The organism is Pseudomonas sp. R3.Fl (assembly GCF_023516765.1).
In the GTDB taxonomy this organism is placed as follows: domain Bacteria; phylum Pseudomonadota; class Gammaproteobacteria; order Pseudomonadales; family Pseudomonadaceae; genus Pseudomonas; species Pseudomonas citronellolis.
In genome coordinates this window covers 4,346,854-4,366,636 of record NZ_JAMGSO010000001.1, presented here as the reverse complement: position 1 = coordinate 4,366,636, position 19,783 = coordinate 4,346,854, and the positions used below count along the sequence as shown (strand labels likewise).

Below are 19,783 nucleotides of genomic sequence, written 5' to 3'. Positions count from 1 at the left end.
CCGTCCACAACCGGACAGAGGAGCCCCATGAAAACCATCCAAGACACCATCGCCAAGGACCTCAACGCACAGCCGCCCTTCCAGTCGGAGGCCGACGTGCAGGCGGAAATCCAGCGCCGCATCCGCTTCATCCAGGACTGCCTGCGCGAGTCAGGCACCAGGACCCTGGTGCTGGGCATCAGCGGCGGTGTCGACTCCCTCACCGCCGGCATGCTCTGCCAGCGCGCCGTGGAAGGCCTGCGCGAGGAGACCGGCAACCCGGACTACCGCTTCATCGCCGTGCGCCTGCCGTACAACGTGCAGGGCGACGAGTCCGACGCCCAGGCGGCGGTGGACTGCATCGACCCGGACGAGCGCCACACGGTGAACATCGGCCCGGCGGTCCAGGCCCTGGCCGAGCAGACCCGCGCCCTCGACGGCCTGCCCGCCGCCACCGTGGACTTCGCCCTGGGCAACACCAAGGCGCGCATGCGCATGGTCGCCCAGTACACCATCGCCAACGCCCGCCAGGGCCTGGTGGTGGGCACCGACCACGCCGCCGAGGCGGTGATGGGCTTCTTCACCAAGTTCGGCGACGGCGCCTGCGACATCGCCCCGCTGACCGGCCTGGTGAAACACCAGGTGCGCACCATCGCCCGCACCCTGGGCGCCCCGGAATTCCTCGTGGAAAAAGTGCCCACCGCCGACCTCGAAGACCTGGCCCCGGGCAAGCCGGACGAACACGCCCACGGCGTGACCTACCAGGAGATCGACGCCTTCCTGCACGGCCAGCCGGTCAGCCCGGAAGCCTTCGAGATCATCAAGCGCACCTACGAGAAGACCCACCACAAGCGGCAGCTGCCGAAGGCGCCGTAAGCGGGCCCTGCGCCATTCCCCTGTAGGAGCGAGCTTGCTCGCGAACGGCGTATCCCGGACGCCGTTGGTGTCCGGATGAACTCCGCCCCCTCTCCCCAGCCCTCTCCCTGAAGGGAGAGGGGGCCGTTCGGAGCGTTCGGCGAGCTCAGCGTCATCCTGATACGCCTAGCTACCCCCGTCATTTCCCCGTAGGAGCGCGCCCTGCGCGCGATTCGCGGGCAGGGCCCGCTCCTACAGGTTGCGCCGAGATGCTCTTCGTAGGAGCGAGCTTGCTCGCGAACGGCGCATCCAGGATGCCGTTGGTGTTCGGATGAACTCCGTCCCCTCTCCCCAGCCCTCTCCCTGAAGGGAGAGGGGGCCGTTCGGAGCGTTCGGCGAGCTCAGCGTCATCCTGATACGCCTAGCTACCCCCGTAGGAGCGGACCTTGTCCGCGATTAACCGACCCCACCGGCGCGATTCGCGGATGAGATCCGCTCCTACGCTGCCCCACCCACTCCATTTCATGTAGGAGCGCGCCCTGCGCGCGATTCGCGGGCAGGGCCCGCTCCTACAGGTTGCGCCGAGATGCTCTTCGTAGGAGCGAGCTTGCTCGCGAACGGCGTATCCCGGACGCCGTTGGTGTCCGGATGAACTCCGCCCCCTCTCCCCAACCCTCTCCCTGAAGGGAGAGGGGGCCGTTCGGAGCGTTCGGCGCGCTCAGCGTCATCCTGATACGCCTAGCTACCCTCGTAGGAGCGGACCTTGTCCGCGATTAACCCGCCCCACCGGCGCGATTCGCGGATGAGATCCGCTCCTACGCTGCCCCACCCGCGCCATTCCATGTAGGAGCGCGCCCTGCGCGCGAAATCGCGGGCAGGGCCCGCTCCTACAGGTTGCGCCGAGATGCTCTTCGTAGGAGCGAGCTTGCTCGCGAACGGCGTACCCCGGATGCCATTGGTGTCCGGATGAATTCCGCCCCCTCTCCCCAACCCTCCCCCTGAAGGGAGAGGGGGCCGTTCGGAGCATTTGGCGAGCTCAGCGTCATCCTGATACGCCTAGCTACCCTCGTAGGAGCGGACCTTATCCGCGATTAACCGGCCCCACCGGCGCGATTCGCGGATGAGATCCGCTCCTACGCTGCCCCACCCGCGCCATTCCCTGTAGGAGCGCGCCCTGCGCGCGATTCGCGGGCAGGGCCCGCTCCTACAGGTTGCCGGGAGGGACTGTATTTCGCGCCTACGCCACCCGCGCCGGCAGCACGTACTGCCACACCGCCACGAAGTGCAGCAGGCTGCCGGCGATCACGAACAGGTGCCAGATGCCGTGCCAGTGGCGGAAGCGCTCGTCGTAGGCGAAGAACAGGATGCCGATGGTGTAGCTGGCCCCGCCGGCCACCAGCCAGGCCACGCCGCCTGGGCCGAGGGCGCGGTACAGCGGGCCCAGGGCGATCAGCACGATCCAGCCCATCACCGCGTAGATGACGATGGACAGCACCCGCGCCTCGGAGCGCGGCTTGAGTTCCTGCAGCATGCCCAGCACCGCCAGGCCCCAGACGATGCCGAACAGCGTCCAGCCCCAGGCGCCCTTGAGGCTCACCAGGCAGAAGGGCGTGTAGCTGCCGGCGATCAGCAGGTAGATCGACAGGTGGTCGAGCTTGCGCAGGATCGCCTTGGCCCGCCCGCGCACGCTGTGGTAGGTGGTGGAGACGCTGTAGAGCAGCAGCAGGCTGCCGCTGTAGACCGAGACGCCGACTATCTTCAGCGCATCGCCGAGCAGGCTGCTGGCAACCACCAGCCAAGTGCCGCCCACCAGCGCCGCCACGGCGCCGAGCAGGTGGGTCCAGGCATTGAATCGTTCACCGTGGTACACGTTTTCCCCCTGACGCGCCCCAGGCATGGCGGGCCGCGTACCCGGATAAGTTAAAACGAAAAAGCCCGGCTGCAAGCCGGGCTTTCGTACGAGGCGACGAACTCACTTCAGTGCGAGGGTGCCCTTCATCATTGCCGAGTGGCCCGGGAAGCTGCAGAAGAACATGTATTGCTCGCCTTCCTTGAGCTTGGAGACGTCGAAGCTCACCGAATCCTTCTCGCCGGAGCCGATGATCTTGGTGTGGGCGATCACGCGGGTGTCGCCGTCCTTCAGGTAGTTCTTGTCCAGGCCGGCGGCCATGCCGTCGGCGACCACGCCCTGCATGTCGGCGGCGGTGGTCAGTACCCAGTTGTGGCCCATGACGTTCTTCGGCAGGGCGCCGGGGTGGGACAGGTTCACGGTGAAGGTCTTGCAGCTCTTGTCCACGCTGATGGCGTTGGTGTTGAACTGCATCTGGTCGTTGCCTTGAATGTCCACCGAGCATTCGGCAGCCAGCAGCGGGGCGCTGAACAGACCGAGCATGGTGACAGCAGCGAGTTTGTGGAACATACGAGCCTCCTGGGCAGGTTGGGCGGAGAATCCGGAACGGCAGACTGCCCGATAGTCGGGCGGCGCCTGCTGATCCAGGTCAATTCGGTGCGGGCGGCGCCATAGTCTTGCCAGCATGCAGTTCTATCAGGCTGATACGAAACTTCAACGAGGCAAATTAGCGCGCCCCGTCCAGCATAGACCGTCACGGATGCCTGACGGAGAGCGTCGCCATGCACGACAAATCGGATACAAACATGTATACAATTTTTCAGCAAGTCCTCGCGTGCTATGCCCAGGGCGCCTGCGGCGGCTAGGTCGGCCATGGCGGCTTGGAGCGCGGACACGCAGCAGTTACTCTGACGACCGTTTTGACGGTCACGGAGTTCCAGGCAATGACCTTGCGTTCCATCTGCGTATTCTGCGGTGCCAGCCCCGGTGCCAGCCCCATTTACCGCGAAGCCGCCGAGAGCCTCGGCCGGCACATCGCCGAGCGCGGCCTGCGCCTGGTCTACGGCGGCGGCGCCGTGGGCCTGATGGGCATGGTGGCCGATGCCACCCTGGCCGCCGGCGGCGAGGTGGTGGGGATCATCCCGCAGAGCCTGAAGGAGGCGGAAATCGGCCACAAGGGCCTGAGCCGCCTGGAAGTGGTCGACGGCATGCACGCGCGCAAGGCGCGCATGGCCGAACTGAGCGATGCCTTCATCGCCCTACCCGGCGGCCTGGGCACCCTGGAGGAGCTCTTCGAGGTCTGGACCTGGGGCCAACTGGGCTACCACGCCAAGCCCCTGGGCCTGCTGGAAGTGAACGGCTTCTACGACCCGCTGCTGACCTTCCTCGACCACCTGGTGCAGGAACGCTTCGTGCGCGCGGAACACCGCCAGATGCTGCAGCGCGGCACCACCCCGGCCGAACTGATCGATGCCCTGCAGGCCTGGAAGCCCCTGGCCGCGCCCAAGTGGGTCGACCGCGCGCCGACCTAGCGCCAGCACTCGCTGGTGGCCGGGCTGCGCTGGCCCAGGGCATCGAGCGTCAGGGTGCCGCAGCGCGGATCGTTGCGCTGTGGCACGACGCTCAGCAAATAGCCACCATTGCCGCTCCCGCCGGCCGCCACCGTCAGGGCGTAGCGCCCATTGCGCGAGCGCGCCTGCAGCCCGAGAGAGGCGATGTCGGCATTCGCCACCACATAGCGGCGGTTCTGCGCGAAGAAGCGTTCCTGGCGCGCCGCCGCCTCCATCAGCAGGGCCTGGCCTTCCGCGCGGTCGGAGCGCCGCGCGTATTCCACGTAGCTGGGATAGGCGACGCTGGCGAGAATGCCGACGACGACCACGGCGATCATCAGCTCCAGCAGGCTGAACCCCCGCTGCCTGCTCATTCGGATGCCTCCATCTGGCGCCAGCTCTGCCGGCCCGGACGGATGCCATCGTAGAAGCGCACCGCCCCTTCACTGCCGTGGGCGACCCCCAGGCCGCTAGACAGGTCGAAGCCGAGGGACGCCCCGCCCAGGCCGCCGGGGAGCAGCACGCCGGCGACCTTGTCGTTGCCGACACGGTCCTGCGCATCGACCACGCCGTCGTTGTTGTAGTCCAGCGCGTCCGTCAGCGGCGCCCCGCCGGTCAGGGGGTTGAGCGCCAGCAGCCAGGTGCTGACGCCATCCTGGCAGGGGTCGGCGTTCGGCGTCAGCGTGGCGAACAACGCCAGCCGGCCGCTGCTGGCCGGGTCGGCGACGACCTGTTCGCCGGTCTGCGGCAGGTCCAGCCGCCAGCCATGCACGCCGTTGCCGCCCGAGCCGGGCTTCTGCGCAGCGGGCGCCCAGGCCAGCGGGTTGCTGCTGAGGCTTCGGTAGCTGTCGGCGGTCTGGGTGAACTTCTGGGCCTGCAGCCTGTTGCGCGTCACCGTCGAGTCGTTGCCGCCCTGCTCTCCCGACATCAGCCTGTCCCAGATGCCGTAGAGGCTCATCGCCCGGCTGGTGTCGGCCTCGGCGTCGTGGACCTCGAAGTACTTGCCGGTGCCCAGCAGCGCCAGCACGCCCTGGCCCGAGGGATGGCGGACCAGCCAGGGCGCCGCGGTGATGGGCTGGACATTGCTGGAGGCGTCGCGGGCGCGGAACAGCGGCCGGCCGGCCAGCCCGACCCGGTAGTCCGCGGAGCTGGCGGAGTCGGGGCCGCCATATCCGTCCTGGCTGGTGGCCTTGTAGAGGTCGAAGCGCCAGAGGTTGCCGAGCATGTCGCCGGCGTAGGCATGGTCGACGATGCCGTCGCCGTCCATGTCCGCGGCGCGGGGGCTGGACAGGCCGTTGGCGGCATCGCCGCCCTGGCTCACGTTGAGTTCGCGCAACAGCGCGCCGGTGGCGATGTCGATCAGGTAGAGCACCGCCATGTCCTGCAGGCCGTCGTAGCCGTTGGCGGCCAGCACCGCCCACTGGCCGCTGTGCAGGCGGGTGATGACCGGGCGCGCCAGGGTATGGCCGAGGCGCGCGAACGGGCCGGCACCGCCTTCGATCTCCCAGAGCAGTTTCGGCAGCTGCGGGTCGGTGACGTCCAGGGCGAAGAGCGCGCGGCCGCCGGCGCCGAGGCCGCCGACCAGCACGCTGCGCCAGGCACCGCCGAAGAACACGTCCTCGGCGACCAGGGGACCATCCACCAGGTAGCGATGCTCCGCAATGGTGTAGCGCGGATCGGTCAACCGGTACATGCCGGCCAGGGCGGGACGGGGCACGAAGGCGAAGACCTCTTCGCCGGTCTCGGCGTCGAAGGCGTGCAGCATGCCGTCGTTGGCGCCGACGTAGATCATGCTGCGCCGCGAGGCCTGCGCCGCCTTGAATTCACTGTAGGCGTCGCTCTTGCTGCTCAGGCCGTCATTGTCGGGGCTTTCCAGGCGGTCGCGCGGGAGCGCCGGGCGGGACGGCGCCGTCACCAGCAGCGGCGCCGAGTTGACGATGTCGCCGAGCAGCCCGCCGCGCCTGCGGAACTCGCCTCCTTCGAGGTCGCGCTTGCCGGCCAGGTACTGCACGCGCGCTTCGCCGCGGGCGTCCTGGTCGCCGGAGAGCGTCTGGTTGAAGACGCGCCGCTGCCCGCTGTCGAGGTTGCTCCAGGCGAAGTCCACCAGGCTCTTGCCCTTGCCCATGAGTATCCGCCGCGGGCTCTTGCGCGCGTCGAGCAGCGCCTTGGCGCTCCACAGCTGCTGCCGGCCGGCGTTCGCCGGTTGCAGGTACTTGACCAGGTCGCCGCTCCAGTCCTCGCTGGAGAAGGAGGCGACGTAGACATGCGCCTGGTCCTTCACCTCGCCGGCCGCCACCGCCGGCCGCGCCGCCGAGGCGGTGCGGTTGGCGATGCGCGAAAGGATGCTGGCGAAGGCGTCGACCATCTGCTGCGGGTCCTCGGCGCTGAAGAACTCGCCGCGGGAGTTGATCGCCGCGTGCCAGAGGTCGTAGACGTTGTTCTTGTCACTGGACTTCGCCGGCGGCCAGGCGATGCTGCCGTTGGCCAGGCCCTGGTAGCCAGCCCCCTCGAAGGTGCCGCCCGCCCATTTCGGGCTGACCAGCGACTGCCCCAGCCCCAGGCTCATGGTGAAGGTCACCAGGTGCTGCCAGGTCGCCGGGTTGTTGCGCGGGTCCCAGTATTGCCTGGTGGCGTCTGCCTGGGCGAAGGGAACGTAGGGCTTCAGCTCGTTGGCAAGGTCCGTGCGCGCATCGGTGGCCCAGTAGTGGAAGGCCAGGTCGGCCAGGGTGTCCTTCGCCCCGTCCTTGAAGGGCGAGCGGGCCGCGTAGCGACTGCCATCCGGCATCGTTCTGCCATTGGCATCAATGTTGCCGCCCACCGAACCTCCCCTGCCGTTCCACAGTCCATCGGTCATCATCAGGTGGTAGCTGGGGCGGCAGGTGAATTTAGGTTCCTGCTTGCCGCCGGGCTCGAAGTCGTAGGCTGGGCCGTCCTCGTCGGCGATGAATTTGCCGGCCCGGTCCAGCGCCTGGCGCAGGGGCGTACCGCCGCTGAACCTGACGCTCGACAGCCAGTAGAAGAAGTCCGCGCGGTGCTTCTTGGCGAATGGACGCAGCAGATTGCCGCCGCTGTAGCTGATGCCGTTGCACCCCCACTGCCCATTGAGCTGGCTGCAGCCGTTCAAATCCTGCCAGGTCAGCCGGATGGACTCGGGCAGGCTGCTGAAAGCCAGGTTGGCGGCGCTCTGGGTGGCCAGGGCGCGGTTGCGGTAGAAGGCGTACCAGATGGCGAAGTTCTCCCGCTCGTCCTCCCCGTTCGGGCCGGAGTTCGCGCCAACCTTGACCAGTTTGTAGCAGCTGTCGTTGTCGGTCGCGGACGCCGAGCAGCCGCTCAGACTCGCGTCGAACCTGTAGTAGTACGCCGGCACGCCGCTGCTGGTCAGATCCGCCCAGTAGTTGTTCGTGAGAAATTCATTGCTACAGGAGGGAACCACCCTGCCGTTGAGTCGCGCCTCGCACGAGAACTGTCCTGTTCGCTTGATCTCCAGATTCAAGCCGGTGGCGATCTCCTTTCTCCAGACTTGCCCGTTGGAGGAGATATAGGCCTTGTGCTTGAAGTCTCTTTCGGGATGCCTAGCTGTCTTGGAATCACTCGACGAGTCCGGGGAGTAACTCCAGGTCACCCGGTACTCGTTGGCCAGGTCGACCGTCTGGCGTCGTTCATCGAAACCGTTGCGCCTGACCCGGGTGAAATCGAAGCCGCCGCCCTGGCTGACAGGGTATTCGCCCACTGTCAGTTGGCCGTTGCTGAACCTGACCTGCTTCGGCACCCGGTAGGTCAGCCGGGGGTTGTAGTACATCGCGTTGTAGCTGGCCGACTTGGCCCGGCGGCTATCGGCGTCCCTCTCGATGTTATCGGGGACATAGGCATCCCACATGCTGCCGGAACTGTCCATCGTCAGGATCAGGTTCGGCGCCACCGTCTGGCTGAGGAACAGCGGCTGCTGGCTGATGTGCAGCTTATCGGCGCTCGCCGGTGCGATCAGCCAGGGCGCGGCCAGGCCGAGGAGGAGACGGGGGTAGTGGCGGCGAAGGCTCATCGGCTTTCCTCAGTTCACGTAGCGCCGGGCGAAGACCGATTGCAAGAGCACCGGCGTGCGCCCGTCATCGCTCCCGGCATAGACGTCGGCGTAGTAGTAGTCGGTGCGCAGCTGCGGCTCGTCGAGGTTGCCCAGGTTCAGGCCGTCGCCATCGCTGGCGAAGTAGGCGGCGTGCTGGCGCAGCGTCCGCTCGAAGCCGCCCTGGCCGTCGTAGTCGATGGCGTTCTGCGCCTTCTCCCACCACGCACCCGGATCGCTGCTCCAGCCCCATTGCCAAGCGCCCTGCGCGTTGACGCGCCGCACGCTGTCCACCTGCAGCACGCAGAGGCCCTGGCGCCCGGCGCAACTGGCGCCGCGCAGGTCGTCGCTGCCGGCGATATCCGCCAGGCGTCGCTCGACGTTGCGCAAGGCCGATTCGGCCGCATTGAAGGCGCGCACCTGCTCCGCGCGGTTGCCGGCCAGGCGGAACTCCAGCTGGCTGGCGGAAATGCCGGACAGGGCCAGCAGGGTCATCAGCAGCAGCATGACCAGCGCCACGATGAGCACGGCGCCGCCCTGGGCCGTTGCGCTTGCACGGACAGTCATGGCTTCAGGCTCCTCTGGGCGATGGCGGCGAAGGCGATCTGCAACGGACGGGTGTCGCTGGCGGCGATGACGGGGGGTCGGCCACTCAGCGCCTGCCAGTCGCCGCGCACTCCGCTGGCGATGCCATCGCCCTGACCGCCCTTGCCGGCGAACAGCAGGTACAGGCCGAGCTGCTGCACTTGCTCGGCGCTATCGGAAAGCGGCTGGAAGCTGAAATCCACCAGCTCCTCGACCAGCACGCTGGCGGAGCCGGGGCCGCTTCCGCCTTCGACGAAGGCGGCGCAGGTCAGCGTTCCGGCGTTGCTGTCCAGCGCCAGGCGGGCGACCACGGTGAGCGGTTGCGTGGAGAAGGGCAGCGACGTTCCGCCGCAATCCGCCTCCTGCGCCTCCAGGCCACGCTGGTGGCGCACGCACAGGGCCGCGCTCTTGCCGCCCTGGGTCAGGGCCAGCGTCTGCCCGGCGGCGAAAGCCGGGCAGCCATGGACGGCTACCCGTGCCGGGAAGGCTTCCTCGGCTATTTGCGCCTGGGGTTTGGCCCGGTAGCCGGCGCGGCCCACCAGGCGCTCGATGGCGTGGGTGGCGAAACGGGCATTGCCCTGGTTGGCCAGTTGGCCGAACTGGAACTGGGCGTGGCGCTTCTGGTCGAGGAACAGCTGGGTGACGCCGATGATCAGCACGCTGCCGAGCAGCAGCGCCACCATCAGTTCGACCAGCGACAGGCCCCGCTGGCCATGGCGCAGATGAGAGCCCCTCATTTCACAGCTCCGCGCGCAGCACGTAGCTGCACACGCCCCCATCGCACATTTTCGAGCGTTCATCGGCCCAGGCGACGCGGATCATCACCAGGGAACCGGCGTCGGAACAGGCTTCGCCCGAAGCGCTGCGGCAGACCGCGAACTCCTTCGTCTGGAGGTCCGCGGTAACCGGCAGCAAGCGCTCGACCCGGCCACGCCAGCAGCCGAGGTCGGCGGTCGCGACATCGTCGCCACCGCTACCGCGCTCTCGTGTCCCGCAGTTTTTGGGTATGGCTGGAAAGGCCTTGAAATACTTCGACTCGCCGTCCAGTTGCCCCGTCGCGTCGAGCACCGCGTCGCGGTTGCTGCGCATCATCTCCAGCAGGTCGTGGGCGAGCATCACCGCGTTGCCCTGCAGGGTGGCCTCCTGGGTGTTCTGCACCGCCCGCGACTGCAGGGCGAGCATGCCCAGGCCGCCCACCGTCAGCACCAGCAGCGCCACCAGCACCTCGATCAGGCCGACGCCTGCGCACGCGGCCCTCATGAGCAGCCTCCGCTGGCCGGCAGGGCTATCTGCCCGCTGGCGAGGATGCGGATGCGCTGGCAAGTCGCGCCGTCCACGGCCGGGCAGATGCTGATGCAGGTCGCGTTGCCGCCCAGGCGCCCATCGGCGCGGAAGACGATGCTGTTCGCAGCGCTGGCCAGGACGACGGCGTCACGCAGCGTCACCTGCCGCAGGCTGGTGCTGCCGGCCGTCACCGCCAGTGCCCCGGTCCAGGCACTGCCCTGGGCCGGCTTCAGTGTGACGGAGCGCCCGCGGCTGGCCGCCTCGCCGCGGGTATAGAGCAGCAGCGAGTACAGCTCCTGGGCGGCGCCCTGCACCTGTTGGTTGCGTATCAGTTGGGTGAAGCCGGGCACCGCGATGGCGGCGGTGATGGCCAGCACGGCCAGGGTGACGAGCAACTCGATCAGGCTGAAAGCGGCGAAGCGGGAATGGCGTGGCATCGGGCCCCCGGGCGATGAAGACGGCGACCGGTGCGGGAGGCGCCGGTCGAGGTCTGCCCAGGGTGCGCTTGTCGGCGGGGGGAATATGCAGGATGAATCGCCAGCTTCGGCGGGGCGTCCCCACTCGGGATAAGGTGAAATTTCCTATGCCGGCAGGAAAGCTCCTGCGCGCTCACCGGCCGTCGAGGATTGGCGACCGCCCATCCCCAACGGCGTAGGAAAACGCATTCGGAAGCACCAGAGGCACCCTTGCGGTGCCCCTGTGTAAGGCGCGGCGCTCAGCCGGCGGGTTGCTGCACGATGATGGTCTGCGCCGGCATCGGCGCCGGGAAGCCGGTGCCCAGGGCCTCCTTGATGGTGCGGTTGGTGTCGAAGTAGACCTGCCAGTAGTTGTCGTTGTGGCAGTACGGGCGCACCGCCAGCACCGGGCCGACCAGGTTGAACTCGAGGATTTCCACGTCCACCGGCGGCTCGGCGAGCACGTTGGGGATCTGCGCGATGCGCTCCTTGAGCAGGGCCGCGGCGGCGGCGTAGTCGGCGGCGCCGGACAGCTGGGCCTTGAGCTCGACGCGGCGGAAATCGTTGTGGCTGTAGTTCTGGATGGTGTCGCCGAAGATCTTGTTGTTGCCCACCAGGGTCAGCACGTTGTCCGGGGTGTTGATGGCGGTGACGAACAGGCCGATCTCCTTGACCGTGCCGGTGACGCCGGCGGCGGTGATGAAGTCGCCGACCTTGAACGGCCGCAGGACGATGATGAAGCCGCCGGCGGCGAGGTTGGCCAGCAGCCCCGACCAGGCCATGCCGATGGCCACGCCGGCCGCGGCGATCAGCGCCGCCAGGCTGGTGGTCTGCACGCCGAAGTAGCCGAGGATGCCGATCACCAGGACGATGTTGAGGGTCACGGTGATGAAGGAGCCGACGTAGCGCAGCAGCGTCGGGTCGACGCTCTGCCGGGCCAGCGCCCGCTCGACCATGCCCACCGCCAGGCCGATCAGCCAGCGGCCGATCACCCAGAAGGCGATGGCGGCGAGGATCTTCATGCCGAAGGCCAGGGCGTACTGCTGCACCAGCGTCCAGATTTCGTTGAACTTCTCCGTACCCACGTTGACGATGTTGGTGTCGCCCATTGCCTGGCCCATCCGTTGATTGGGAAATGACCAGGGAAAAGCTAGCACGCCGTTCGCGGCTTGCCCGGCGGGTGGGACGGAGCGACTCTTTTGCCGGCTGCGCCGAGGTGCTCTTCGTAGGAGCGAGCTTGCTCGCGAATGAGCCCCGCAGCGAAGTCTGTTCGCGAGCAAGCTCGCTCCTACGAGAAGCCGTGCCCGCCGGTATGGTAGGGGCTGGGCCTGCGCACGATAAGGCTCAAGAGCGCCCTCACCCCAACCCTCTCCCGCAAGCGGGAGAGGGGGCTGTCCTGAGCGGGCGGGGAATCCGGAGTCGTCCTGGTACATCTGGCTACGAACAGCGCTTGCCCGTAGGGCGCATAACGCCGACGGCGGATAACCGCGAACGGTTATGCACCCTACCCTCCGGCAGCGCGCAAGACCGTAGGAGCGGACCTTGTCCGCGATAGCCGGAACCACCGGCGCGATTCGCGGATGAGATCCGCTCCTACGCTGCCCCACCCACGCCATTCCCCTGCGCGCGTTTCGCGGGCAGGGCCCGCTCCTGCAGGCTGATGCCGAACTTCCAGACCACGCCGAACGGCCCCTCTCCCTCCGGGAGAGGGCTGGGGTGAGGGAACGGAGTCAACCAGGCACACAGCAGCCACCCGCAAGCACCGTTCGCGAGCAAGCTCGCTCCTACAGGCTGACGCCGAACTTCCAGCCCACGCCGAACGGCCCCCTCTCCCTCCGGGAGAGGGCTGGGGTGAGGGAACGGTGTCAACCGGATACACAGGAGCCACCCGCAAGCACCGTTCGCGAGCAAGCTCGCTCCTACAGGCTGATGCCGAACTTCCAGACCACGCCGAACGGCCCCCTCTCCCTCCGGGAGAGGGCTGGGGTGAGGGAACGGAGTCAACCGGACACGCAGCAGTCACCCGCAAGCACCGTTCGCGAGCAAGCTCGCTCCTACAGGCTGATGCCGAACTTCCAGCCCACGCCGAACGGCCCCCTCTCCCTTCGGGAGAGGGCTGGGGTGAGGGAACGGAGTCAACCGGACACGCAGCAGCCACCCGTAAGCACCGTTCGCGAGCAAGCTCGCTCCTACAGGCTGATGCCGAACTTCCAGCCCACGCCGAACGGCCCCCTCTCCCTCCGGGGGAGGGCTGGGGTGAGGGAACGGAGTCAACCGGACACGCAGCAGTCACCCGCAAGCACCGTTCGCGAGCAAGCTCGCTCCTACGAAGAGCATCTCGGCGCAGCCGGCAAGACAACTGCCTAGGAACCTGGCCTTGGCCGCTTCGTTACACCGCCAGTTCCCAATGCGGCATCACCGTCACCCGCACTTCCGGGTCGTGGCTGCCGCCGCCGAGGATCACCCCGCGCAGCGGCGAGACGTCGGCGAAGTCGCGGCCCCAGGCCAGGGTGATGTGTTCCAGGGCCGGGAGGATGTTGTTGGTGGGGTCGAAGTCCACCCAGCCGTTGGCCGGGCAGTACAGCGAGACCCAGGCGTGGGAGGCGTCGGCGCCGATCAGGCGGGGCTGGCCGGGTGGCGGGCGGGTCAGCAGGTAGCCGCTGACGTAGCGTGCCGCCAGGCCGCGCGAGCGCAGGCAGGCGAGCATCAGGTGGGCGAAGTCCTGGCACACGCCGCGGCGGCGCTCCAGCACTTCGGTCAGCGGCGTCGCCACCTGGGTGGCTTCGGCGTCGAAGGCGAATTCGTCGAAGATCTTCTGCATCAGCGCCGCGGCGCCTTCCAGCAGCGGTCGGCCGGCGGGGAAGCAGTCGGCGGCGAATTCGGCGAACTGGCGCTTGATGCGCACGTAGGGCGATTCCATGCGGAAGCGGCAGGCTTCCAGCTCCTGCGCCGACAAGGCGCGGCCGCTGAAGGCCAGGTCGGCGGCCACTTGTTCCCAGGCCGGCGAGGGATACAGCGGCAGGCGCGGCAGCAGTTCGATCTGCAGGCGGGCGTTCACCTGCAGTTCGTCGTGGGGCCGTTCGAAGGCCAGGCGCGTCAGCGGGTTGCCGAACACGTCGAAGCCGTCGCTGCGCTGGGTGGGCACGGGCTCGATCTGCAGTTCGCGGCCCAGGCAGCGCTGCCGGGGACAGTCGCGCGGCCACAGGTGCAGCAGTTGCTGCGACAGCGACACCGGCGCGGCATAGCGGTAGCGGGTGTCGTGGAACACCTGGTAGCGCGCCACCGGCGCGGACGTTGGGGAAAGCTGGGCTTCGGCCATCAGGTGGATACCGTGCGCTGGCTGATGTCGTCGACGTGGGCGAAGTAGCGCAGGCCGAGGCGGTCGGATGCCTGGCCGGCGCCCTGCGCCAGTTCGCGCAGCAGGCGCGCCAGGCCGGCGAGCACTTCGTCCTGCCCGGCACTGCCGAACAGCGGGTTCTCCAGGGTGGCGAAGTCGAAGGCCAGCAGGCGCGCGGTGAGCAGCGCCAGTTCCTGCTCGCGGGGCATGCCGAATTCCTGGTGCAGGCGTTCCAGGGAACGCTCCAGGGCCTGCAGCTGGAAGTACAGGGCGTGGGGGTTCTGCTCGTGCAGCAACAGCAGGTCGAGCACCGGGATCAGCTGCGGCCCGGCGAGGTAGCGCGAGCGGTAGGTGATGGTGCTGTTGCCCAGTTCCAGCAGCCATTCCAGGGCGCCCGGGTCCCAGGCCGCGCCGCCGTCGAGGAAGCCGGCGATGGCGTCGGCGAAGAACTGGATGCGCTCGATGCGCCGGCCGATCATCAGGAAGCGCCAGCCGTCGTCGCGGGTCATGTCGTCGAGGGCGAAGCCGGACAGCGCGGCCAGGGACATCAGCAGGCGGTTGAGGAAGTCCAGGGCGTCGCCCAGTTCGGTGTCGCGCGCGTCCAGCGCCTGCAGGTCGCGCTGCAGTTCCATCAGCGCCAGCCAGTTCTCCCGCGACAGCCGCCCGCGCACCTGGGCGGCGGCCCAGTGCAGGCGGCGCAGGTTGGCGCAGAGGCTGTTGCTCCAGTGCTCGTCCAGCAGGGCCGCCAGCAGGCGTTGCTCCAGCGGCGCCTCGCCCTGGGGGATCAGGCCCATGGCGCCGGCCAGGTCCAGCGCGCTGCGCAGGGCCTGCTCGTCGCCGTCGGCATCGACGTAGCGCGACAGCACCACGCGCAGCAGCCGGGCGTTGTCGTCGCAGCGCTCGGCGTAGCGGCCGAACCAGTAGAGGTTCTCCACTACCCGCGAGGGCAGGTACGGGTCCTGCCGGATCAGGTCGCGCGCGCCGATGTTGCGCGGCCGCAGCGGCTCGCCGTGGACCGGGCGGTCGGCCAGCACCCAGGTGTCCTTGCTGGCCCCGCCGCGCTGCATGGAGACCACTTCGGCATCCGCCGCCGAGGCCACCCGCGTCAGGCCGCCGGGCATCACCCAGTAGCGGCCGTCGCTGGCGGCCACGGCGAACACGCGCATGCCGATGGCGCGCGATTGCAGTTCGCCGCGCGCGCCGGCCTGCTGCCAGACCGGCGCCTGGGACAGCTGCGCCTGGCGCTGCGCCACGTAGGCGTGGGGCTGCGCGCGCAGGCGCTGGCACAGCTCGGTGCGGGCCGCCGGGCCCAGGGTGTGGCCGAACAGCGGCTCGAAGCTCTGCGAGGGGAAGGCCGGCTTGATGACCAGGCGCTCCAGCTCACCCAGCGCCATGTCCAGGGCGCCCGGTTCGCCGCACCAGCGGGTCTGCACCGCCGGCAGCAGCAGGTCCTCGCCGAACAGCCGGCGGCTGGCCGCCGGCAGGAAGCCCAGCAGCCCCGGCGATTCCAGCACGCCACTGCCCAGGGCGTTGGCCACCAGCACGCGGCCGCGGCGCACGGCGTCGAGCAGGCCGGGCACGCCGAGGGCGGAGTCGGTGCGCAGTTCCAGCGGGTCGCAGAAGTCGTCGTCCAGGCGCCGCAGCACCGCGTGGACACGCTTCAGGCCACCGAGGGTCTTGAGGTAGAGGGTGGCGTCGCGCACCGTCAGGTCGTGGCCTTCCACCAGCGGGAAGCCCAGTTGGCGCGCCAGGTACAGGTGCTCGAAGTAGGTTTCGTTGAAGCGCCCCGGGGTCAGCAGCACCACCAGCGGCGTCTCGCCGTCGGCCGGGGCGCAGTGGGCGAGGGTTTCCTGCAGGGTGCGGAAATAGCCGGCCAGGTACTGCACGCGCAGTTCGCGGTACAGCTCCGGCAGGGCGCGGGAGATGATCTGCCGGTTCTCCAGGGCGTAGCCGGCGCCGGAGGGCGCCTGGGTGCGGTCGGCGAGCACGTGCCAGCGGCCGTCGGCGTCGCGCGCCAGGTCCACGGCATAGCTGTGCAGGTAGATGCCGCCGGGCACCGGCAAACCGCCGCAGGGCCAGAGGAAGTTGGGGTGGCCGTAGACCAGCTCGGTCGGCAGCACGCCCTCGGCGAGCAGGCGCTGCTCGCCGTAGAGGTCGGCCAGCACCGCGTTGAGCAGCCGCCCGCGCTGCGCCACGCCGGCGGCGATGCCGGCCCATTCCTCGGCGGACAGCAGGTTGGGCAGCAGGTCCAGCTCCCAGGGGCGGTCGGCGCCCTTGGGGTCGGCGTAGACGTTGTAGGTCACGCCGTTTTCCTGGATCTGCCGCGCCAGCAGGGCCTGGCGCTGCTCCAGCTGCGCGGCGCTGGCGCGTTCCAGGCGCTGGACCAGGCGTTGCCAGTGCGGGCGCACGCCGCCCGCGGCGTCCAGCAGTTCGTGGTACGCCGTGGCGGATAGCGGGTAGTGGGCGAGCAACTCGGACATCAGGGACTCGGCGTGCAAGGCGGCCTGTTCACTTTAGCGGGCGGCGGCGCTCATGTCCGCCGCAGGTCGAGGGTCATCGGCAATTCGGCGTCGGCGCGCGGCGCCTCCACGTTCAGCTTGCCGGGTGTGTGGCCGTGGCGGAAGAAGCGCGCCAGGCGCCGGCTCTCGGCTTCGTAGGCGTTCACCGGGAAGCTGTCGTAGCTGCGCCCGCCGGGGTGGCTGACGTGGTACTGGCAGCCGCCGAGGGAGCGCTGCATCCAGGTGTCGACGATGTCGAAGACCAGCGGCGCCTGTACGCCGATGGTCGGCTGCAGGCAGGACGCCGGCTGCCAGGCGCGGTAGCGCACCGCGGCAACGTATTCGCCGACCTGGCCGGTGGGCCGCAGCGGCACCGGGCGGCCGTTGCAGGTGACCACGTAGCGGTCCGGGGCCATGCCGCCCAGCTTCAGCTGCACGCGCTCCAGGGACGAGTCCACGTAGCGCACGGCGCCGCCGGGGGCGCCCTCCTCGCCCAGCACGTGCCAGGGCTCCAGGGCCTGGCGTAGTTCCAGGTCGATGCCTTTCACCGCGTAGTCGCCGTATTTCGGGAAGCGGAACTCGAAATGCGGGGCGAACCAGTCGCTGCGCAGCGGGTAGCCGAAGGCGTTGAGTTCGTGGACCACGTCGGCGAAGTCCTGCTCGACGAAGTGCGGCAGCAGGAAGCGGTCGTGCAGCTCGGTGCCCCAGCGCACCAGCTTCGGCGGCGTGTAGGGCTCGGCCCAGAAGCGCGCCACCAGGGCCCGCAGCAGCAGTTGCTGGGCCAGGCTCATGCGCGCGTGGGGCGGCATTTCGAAGGCGCGCAGTTCCAGCAGGCCGAGGCGGCCGCTGGCGCTGTCCGGCGAGTACAGCTTGTCGATGCAGAATTCGGCGCGGTGGGTGTTGCCGGTGATGTCCACCAGCAGGTTGCGCAGCAGGCGGTCGATCAGCCAGGGCGGGCAGTCGGCGCCCGGCTCGGGCATCTGCGCGAAGGCGATCTCCAGTTCGTAGAGCGCGTCGTTGCGCGCCTCGTCCACCCGCGGCGCCTGGGAGGTCGGGCCGATGAACAGGCCGGAGAACAGGTAGGACAGCGAGGGGTGGTTGTGCCAGTAGCTGACCAGGCTGCGCAGCAGGTCCGGGCGGCGCAGGAAGGGCGAGTCCGCCGGGGTGGCGCCGCCGAGGACGAAGTGGTTGCCGCCGCCGGTGCCGACGTGGCGGCCGTCGACCATGAACTTCTCGCTGGACAGCCGCGACTGGCGCGCCGCCTCGTAGAGGAATTCGGTGCGCTCGACCAGTTCGCCCCAGTTCGCCGAGGGGTGGATGTTCACTTCGATCACGCCCGGGTCGGGGGTGACGCGGAAGTTGGTCAGGCGCGGGTCGGCCGGCGGCTCGTAGCCTTCCAGCAGCACCGGGCAGCCCAGTTCGCCGGCGGTGGCCTCGATGGCGGCGACCAGCTCCAGGTAGGCCTCCAGCTCCGCCAGCGGCGGCATGAACAGGTACAGCCGGCCTTCGCGCGGCTCGGCGCACAGCGCGGTGCGGGTGATCCAGCCGGCGGACTGGTGCATCAGCGGCTGGCGCGTGGCGTCCGGGCCGCCGGGCATGCGCTCGCGCACCTGCTGCAGTTGCGCGGCGCGGCGCAGCGGTGGGCGCGGCTGGCTGGGGTCGGCGGGGTTGACGTAGGGGTAGTCGGCCTCGCTGGCCCAGGGCTGCGAGTCCAGCGGCAGGCGGTAGCCCAGCGCCGAGTCGCCGGGGATCAGCCGGCAATGTTCGTCGCGCAGGAACCAGCGGCCACTTTCCCAGGTGTCGCCGGCGGCGCTGCGGGCCAGCGGCAGCACGTGGCCGACCACTTCGCCCAGGCCGCGCTCGAACACCTTGCGCAGGCGATCGCGTTCCAGCGGGTCGTCCAGGCGCGCGTCTTCCGGGGTGACGTTGGCCGGCAGCCGACGTTCGCGCCAGAGGTAGTAGAACCAGTCTTCGTAGGCGGCGAACAGGGTGTCGCCGGTCAGCCCCAGGCGCCCGGCCAGGCGGCGCAGGAAGCGCGCGGCCAGGGCGGCATCGGCGCCGTAGCTGCGGCCTTCCTCGGCGTAGAGCATGGGGTTGTTCCACAGCGGCTCGCCGTCGCGCCGCCAGAAGCAGTTCAGCGACCAGCGCGGCAGCTGTTCGCCGGGGTACCACTTGCCCTGGCCGAAGTGCACCAGGCCCCTGGGCGCGTAGTGGCGGCGCAGGCGGTGGAACAGGTCGGCGGCCAGGCGGCGCTTGTTCGGGCCCAGGGCGGCGGTGTTCCACTCGGGGTCGTCGGGGTAGTCGATGGCGATGAAGGTCGGCTCGCCGCCCATGGTCAGGCGCACGTCCTGTTCGGCGAGGTCGGCGTCGATGCGCGAACCCAGCTCGCGGATCGCCTGCCACTGTTCCTCGCTGTAGGGCTTGGTCACCCGCGGCGCTTCCCAGACGCGCTCCACGCGCATCTGGTGGCTGAACTGCACCTCGCATTCCTCCAGCGCGCCGGTGATCGGCGCCGCCGAGGAAGGCTCGGGACTGCAGGCCAGGGGGATGTGGCCCTCGCCGGCGAACAGCCCGGAGGTCGGGTCCAGCCCCACCCAGCCGGCGCCGGGCAGGTAGACCTCGGCCCAGGCGTGCAGGTCGGTGAAGTCCACTTCGGTGCCGCTGGGGCCGTCCAGGGACTTCTGGTCGGCGGTGAGCTGGATCAGGTAGCCGGAGACGAAGCGCGCCGCCAGGCCCAGGTGGCGCGCCAGCTGGACCAGCAGCCAGGCCGAATCGCGGCAGGAGCCGGAGGCCAGCTCCAGGGTCTGCTCGGGCGTCTGCACGCCGGGCTCCATGCGGATCAGGTAGCGCACGTCGCCGGCCAGGCGCTGGTTCAGCGCGACCAGGAAGTCCACGGTGGGGCTGGCGTCGCGCGGCACCGCGGCGAGGTATTTGGCGAACCGCGGGCTGGCCGGCAGGCGCGCGAGGTAGGGCGCCAGTTCGCGCTGCTCGTCGGCGCCGTAGGCGAAGGGGAACTGCTCGGCGTAGGGCTCGAGGAAGAAGTCGAAGGGGTTGAACACCGCCATCTCGGCGACCAGGTCCACTTCCACCCGCAGTTCCTCGGTCTTCTCCGGGAACACCAGGCGCGCCAGGTAGTTGCCCTGCGGGTCCTGCTGCCAGTTGATGAAGTGCTTGCCCGGGGCGACCTTCAGCGAATAGCCGAGGATGCGCGTGCGGCTGTGCGGCGCCGGGCGCAGGCGCACCAGTTGCGGGCCGAGGTTCACGGCGCGGTCGTAGCGGTAGTGGGTGACGTGCTGCAAGGCGACATGGATCGACACGGCGGGCCTCCTGCGGG

General features: G+C 69.2%; 14 protein-coding genes. 2 read left to right on the top strand and 12 right to left on the bottom strand.

Annotated features, from left to right (window positions below):
- Positions 1–27: 27 nt before the first annotated feature.
- Positions 28–855, top strand: a complete 828-nt coding sequence (gene nadE / locus M8R19_RS19150; RefSeq protein WP_074985118.1) for an NAD(+) synthase — start codon at positions 28–30, stop codon at positions 853–855.
- A 1,216-nt stretch (positions 856–2,071) separates the two neighbouring features.
- Here nadE and trhA read toward each other — a convergent pair.
- Positions 2,072–2,704, bottom strand: a complete 633-nt coding sequence (gene trhA / locus M8R19_RS19145; protein WP_249918615.1) for a PAQR family membrane homeostasis protein TrhA — start codon at positions 2,702–2,704, stop codon at positions 2,072–2,074.
- A gap of 102 nt (positions 2,705–2,806) precedes the next feature.
- Positions 2,807–3,253, bottom strand: coding sequence for an azurin (azu, locus tag M8R19_RS19140; RefSeq protein ID WP_249918614.1), 447 nt, complete (start codon positions 3,251–3,253; stop codon positions 2,807–2,809).
- Positions 3,254–3,627: 374 nt separating this feature from the next.
- On the opposite strand from azu, the gene M8R19_RS19135 reads away from it, so the two are divergent.
- Positions 3,628–4,215, top strand: coding sequence for a cytokinin riboside 5'-monophosphate phosphoribohydrolase (locus tag M8R19_RS19135; protein ID WP_249918613.1), 588 nt, complete (start codon positions 3,628–3,630; stop codon positions 4,213–4,215).
- Here the strand turns inward: M8R19_RS19135 and M8R19_RS19130 are convergent.
- The 10 genes from M8R19_RS19130 to M8R19_RS19085 form a co-directional block, all read right to left on the bottom strand.
- Positions 4,212–4,607, bottom strand: coding sequence for a type IV pilin protein (locus M8R19_RS19130; RefSeq protein WP_249918612.1), 396 nt, complete (start codon positions 4,605–4,607; stop codon positions 4,212–4,214). The two genes, M8R19_RS19135 and M8R19_RS19130, sit on opposite strands and share 4 nt — an antisense overlap.
- Complete coding sequence (locus M8R19_RS19125) at positions 4,604–8,272, bottom strand: pilus assembly protein (protein ID WP_249918611.1); 3,669 nt, start codon at positions 8,270–8,272, stop codon at positions 4,604–4,606. Before M8R19_RS19125 ends, M8R19_RS19130 begins: the two co-directional genes overlap by 4 nt.
- Before the next feature lie 9 nt (positions 8,273–8,281).
- Positions 8,282–8,857, bottom strand: a complete 576-nt coding sequence (locus M8R19_RS19120; RefSeq protein WP_116424240.1) for a pilus assembly PilX family protein — start codon at positions 8,855–8,857, stop codon at positions 8,282–8,284.
- The gene (locus M8R19_RS19115; protein WP_249918610.1) at positions 8,854–9,612 is read right to left on the bottom strand and encodes a PilW family protein; all 759 of its coding nucleotides are present in this window, start codon (positions 9,610–9,612) and stop codon (positions 8,854–8,856) included. The genes M8R19_RS19120 and M8R19_RS19115 overlap by 4 nt, the downstream gene beginning before the upstream one ends.
- Position 9,613: 1 nt before the next feature.
- Entirely contained in the window at positions 9,614–10,135 is a 522-nt protein-coding gene (gene pilV / locus M8R19_RS19110) for a type IV pilus modification protein PilV (protein ID WP_249918609.1), read from the bottom strand.
- The gene (locus M8R19_RS19105) at positions 10,132–10,596 is read right to left on the bottom strand and encodes a GspH/FimT family pseudopilin (RefSeq protein ID WP_249918608.1); all 465 of its coding nucleotides are present in this window, start codon (positions 10,594–10,596) and stop codon (positions 10,132–10,134) included. The genes pilV and M8R19_RS19105 overlap by 4 nt, the downstream gene beginning before the upstream one ends.
- A 278-nt stretch (positions 10,597–10,874) precedes the next feature.
- Positions 10,875–11,723 (bottom strand): mechanosensitive ion channel family protein, encoded by an 849-nt coding sequence (locus tag M8R19_RS19100; protein WP_074985138.1) that lies wholly within the window; start codon positions 11,721–11,723, stop codon positions 10,875–10,877.
- A gap of 1,280 nt (positions 11,724–13,003) precedes the next feature.
- Positions 13,004–13,933, bottom strand: a complete 930-nt coding sequence (locus tag M8R19_RS19095) for a transglutaminase family protein (RefSeq protein WP_249918607.1) — start codon at positions 13,931–13,933, stop codon at positions 13,004–13,006.
- Positions 13,933–16,431: a circularly permuted type 2 ATP-grasp protein gene (locus M8R19_RS19090; RefSeq protein WP_249918606.1), complete on the bottom strand. Its 2,499-nt coding sequence runs from the start codon at positions 16,429–16,431 to the stop codon at positions 13,933–13,935. The genes M8R19_RS19095 and M8R19_RS19090 overlap by 1 nt, the downstream gene beginning before the upstream one ends.
- Positions 16,432–16,481: 50 nt before the next feature.
- Positions 16,482–19,766 carry a transglutaminase family protein gene (locus M8R19_RS19085; protein ID WP_249918605.1) on the bottom strand — a complete coding sequence of 1,095 codons (3,285 nt, stop codon included), beginning with the start codon at positions 19,764–19,766 and terminating at the stop codon, positions 16,482–16,484.
- Positions 19,767–19,783: the final 17 nt, after the last annotated feature.

What these genes read in the sequence shown, in the direction of transcription:
- nadE (WP_074985118.1), top strand. Translation starts at nt 28, where the DNA reads ATGAAAACCATCCAAGACACCATCGCCAAGGACCTCAACGCACAGCCG.
- azu (WP_249918614.1), bottom strand. Translation starts at nt 3,253, where the DNA reads ATGTTCCACAAACTCGCTGCTGTCACCATGCTCGGTCTGTTCAGCGCC.
- M8R19_RS19135 (WP_249918613.1), top strand. Translation starts at nt 3,628, where the DNA reads ATGACCTTGCGTTCCATCTGCGTATTCTGCGGTGCCAGCCCCGGTGCC.
- M8R19_RS19130 (WP_249918612.1), bottom strand. Translation starts at nt 4,607, where the DNA reads ATGAGCAGGCAGCGGGGGTTCAGCCTGCTGGAGCTGATGATCGCCGTG.
- M8R19_RS19125 (WP_249918611.1), bottom strand. Translation starts at nt 8,272, where the DNA reads ATGAGCCTTCGCCGCCACTACCCCCGTCTCCTCCTCGGCCTGGCCGCG.
- M8R19_RS19120 (WP_116424240.1), bottom strand. Translation starts at nt 8,857, where the DNA reads ATGACTGTCCGTGCAAGCGCAACGGCCCAGGGCGGCGCCGTGCTCATC.
- M8R19_RS19115 (WP_249918610.1), bottom strand. Translation starts at nt 9,612, where the DNA reads ATGAGGGGCTCTCATCTGCGCCATGGCCAGCGGGGCCTGTCGCTGGTC.
- pilV (WP_249918609.1), bottom strand. Translation starts at nt 10,135, where the DNA reads ATGAGGGCCGCGTGCGCAGGCGTCGGCCTGATCGAGGTGCTGGTGGCG.
- M8R19_RS19105 (WP_249918608.1), bottom strand. Translation starts at nt 10,596, where the DNA reads ATGCCACGCCATTCCCGCTTCGCCGCTTTCAGCCTGATCGAGTTGCTC.
- M8R19_RS19100 (WP_074985138.1), bottom strand. Translation starts at nt 11,723, where the DNA reads ATGGGCGACACCAACATCGTCAACGTGGGTACGGAGAAGTTCAACGAA.
- M8R19_RS19095 (WP_249918607.1), bottom strand. Translation starts at nt 13,933, where the DNA reads ATGGCCGAAGCCCAGCTTTCCCCAACGTCCGCGCCGGTGGCGCGCTAC.
- M8R19_RS19090 (WP_249918606.1), bottom strand. Translation starts at nt 16,431, where the DNA reads ATGTCCGAGTTGCTCGCCCACTACCCGCTATCCGCCACGGCGTACCAC.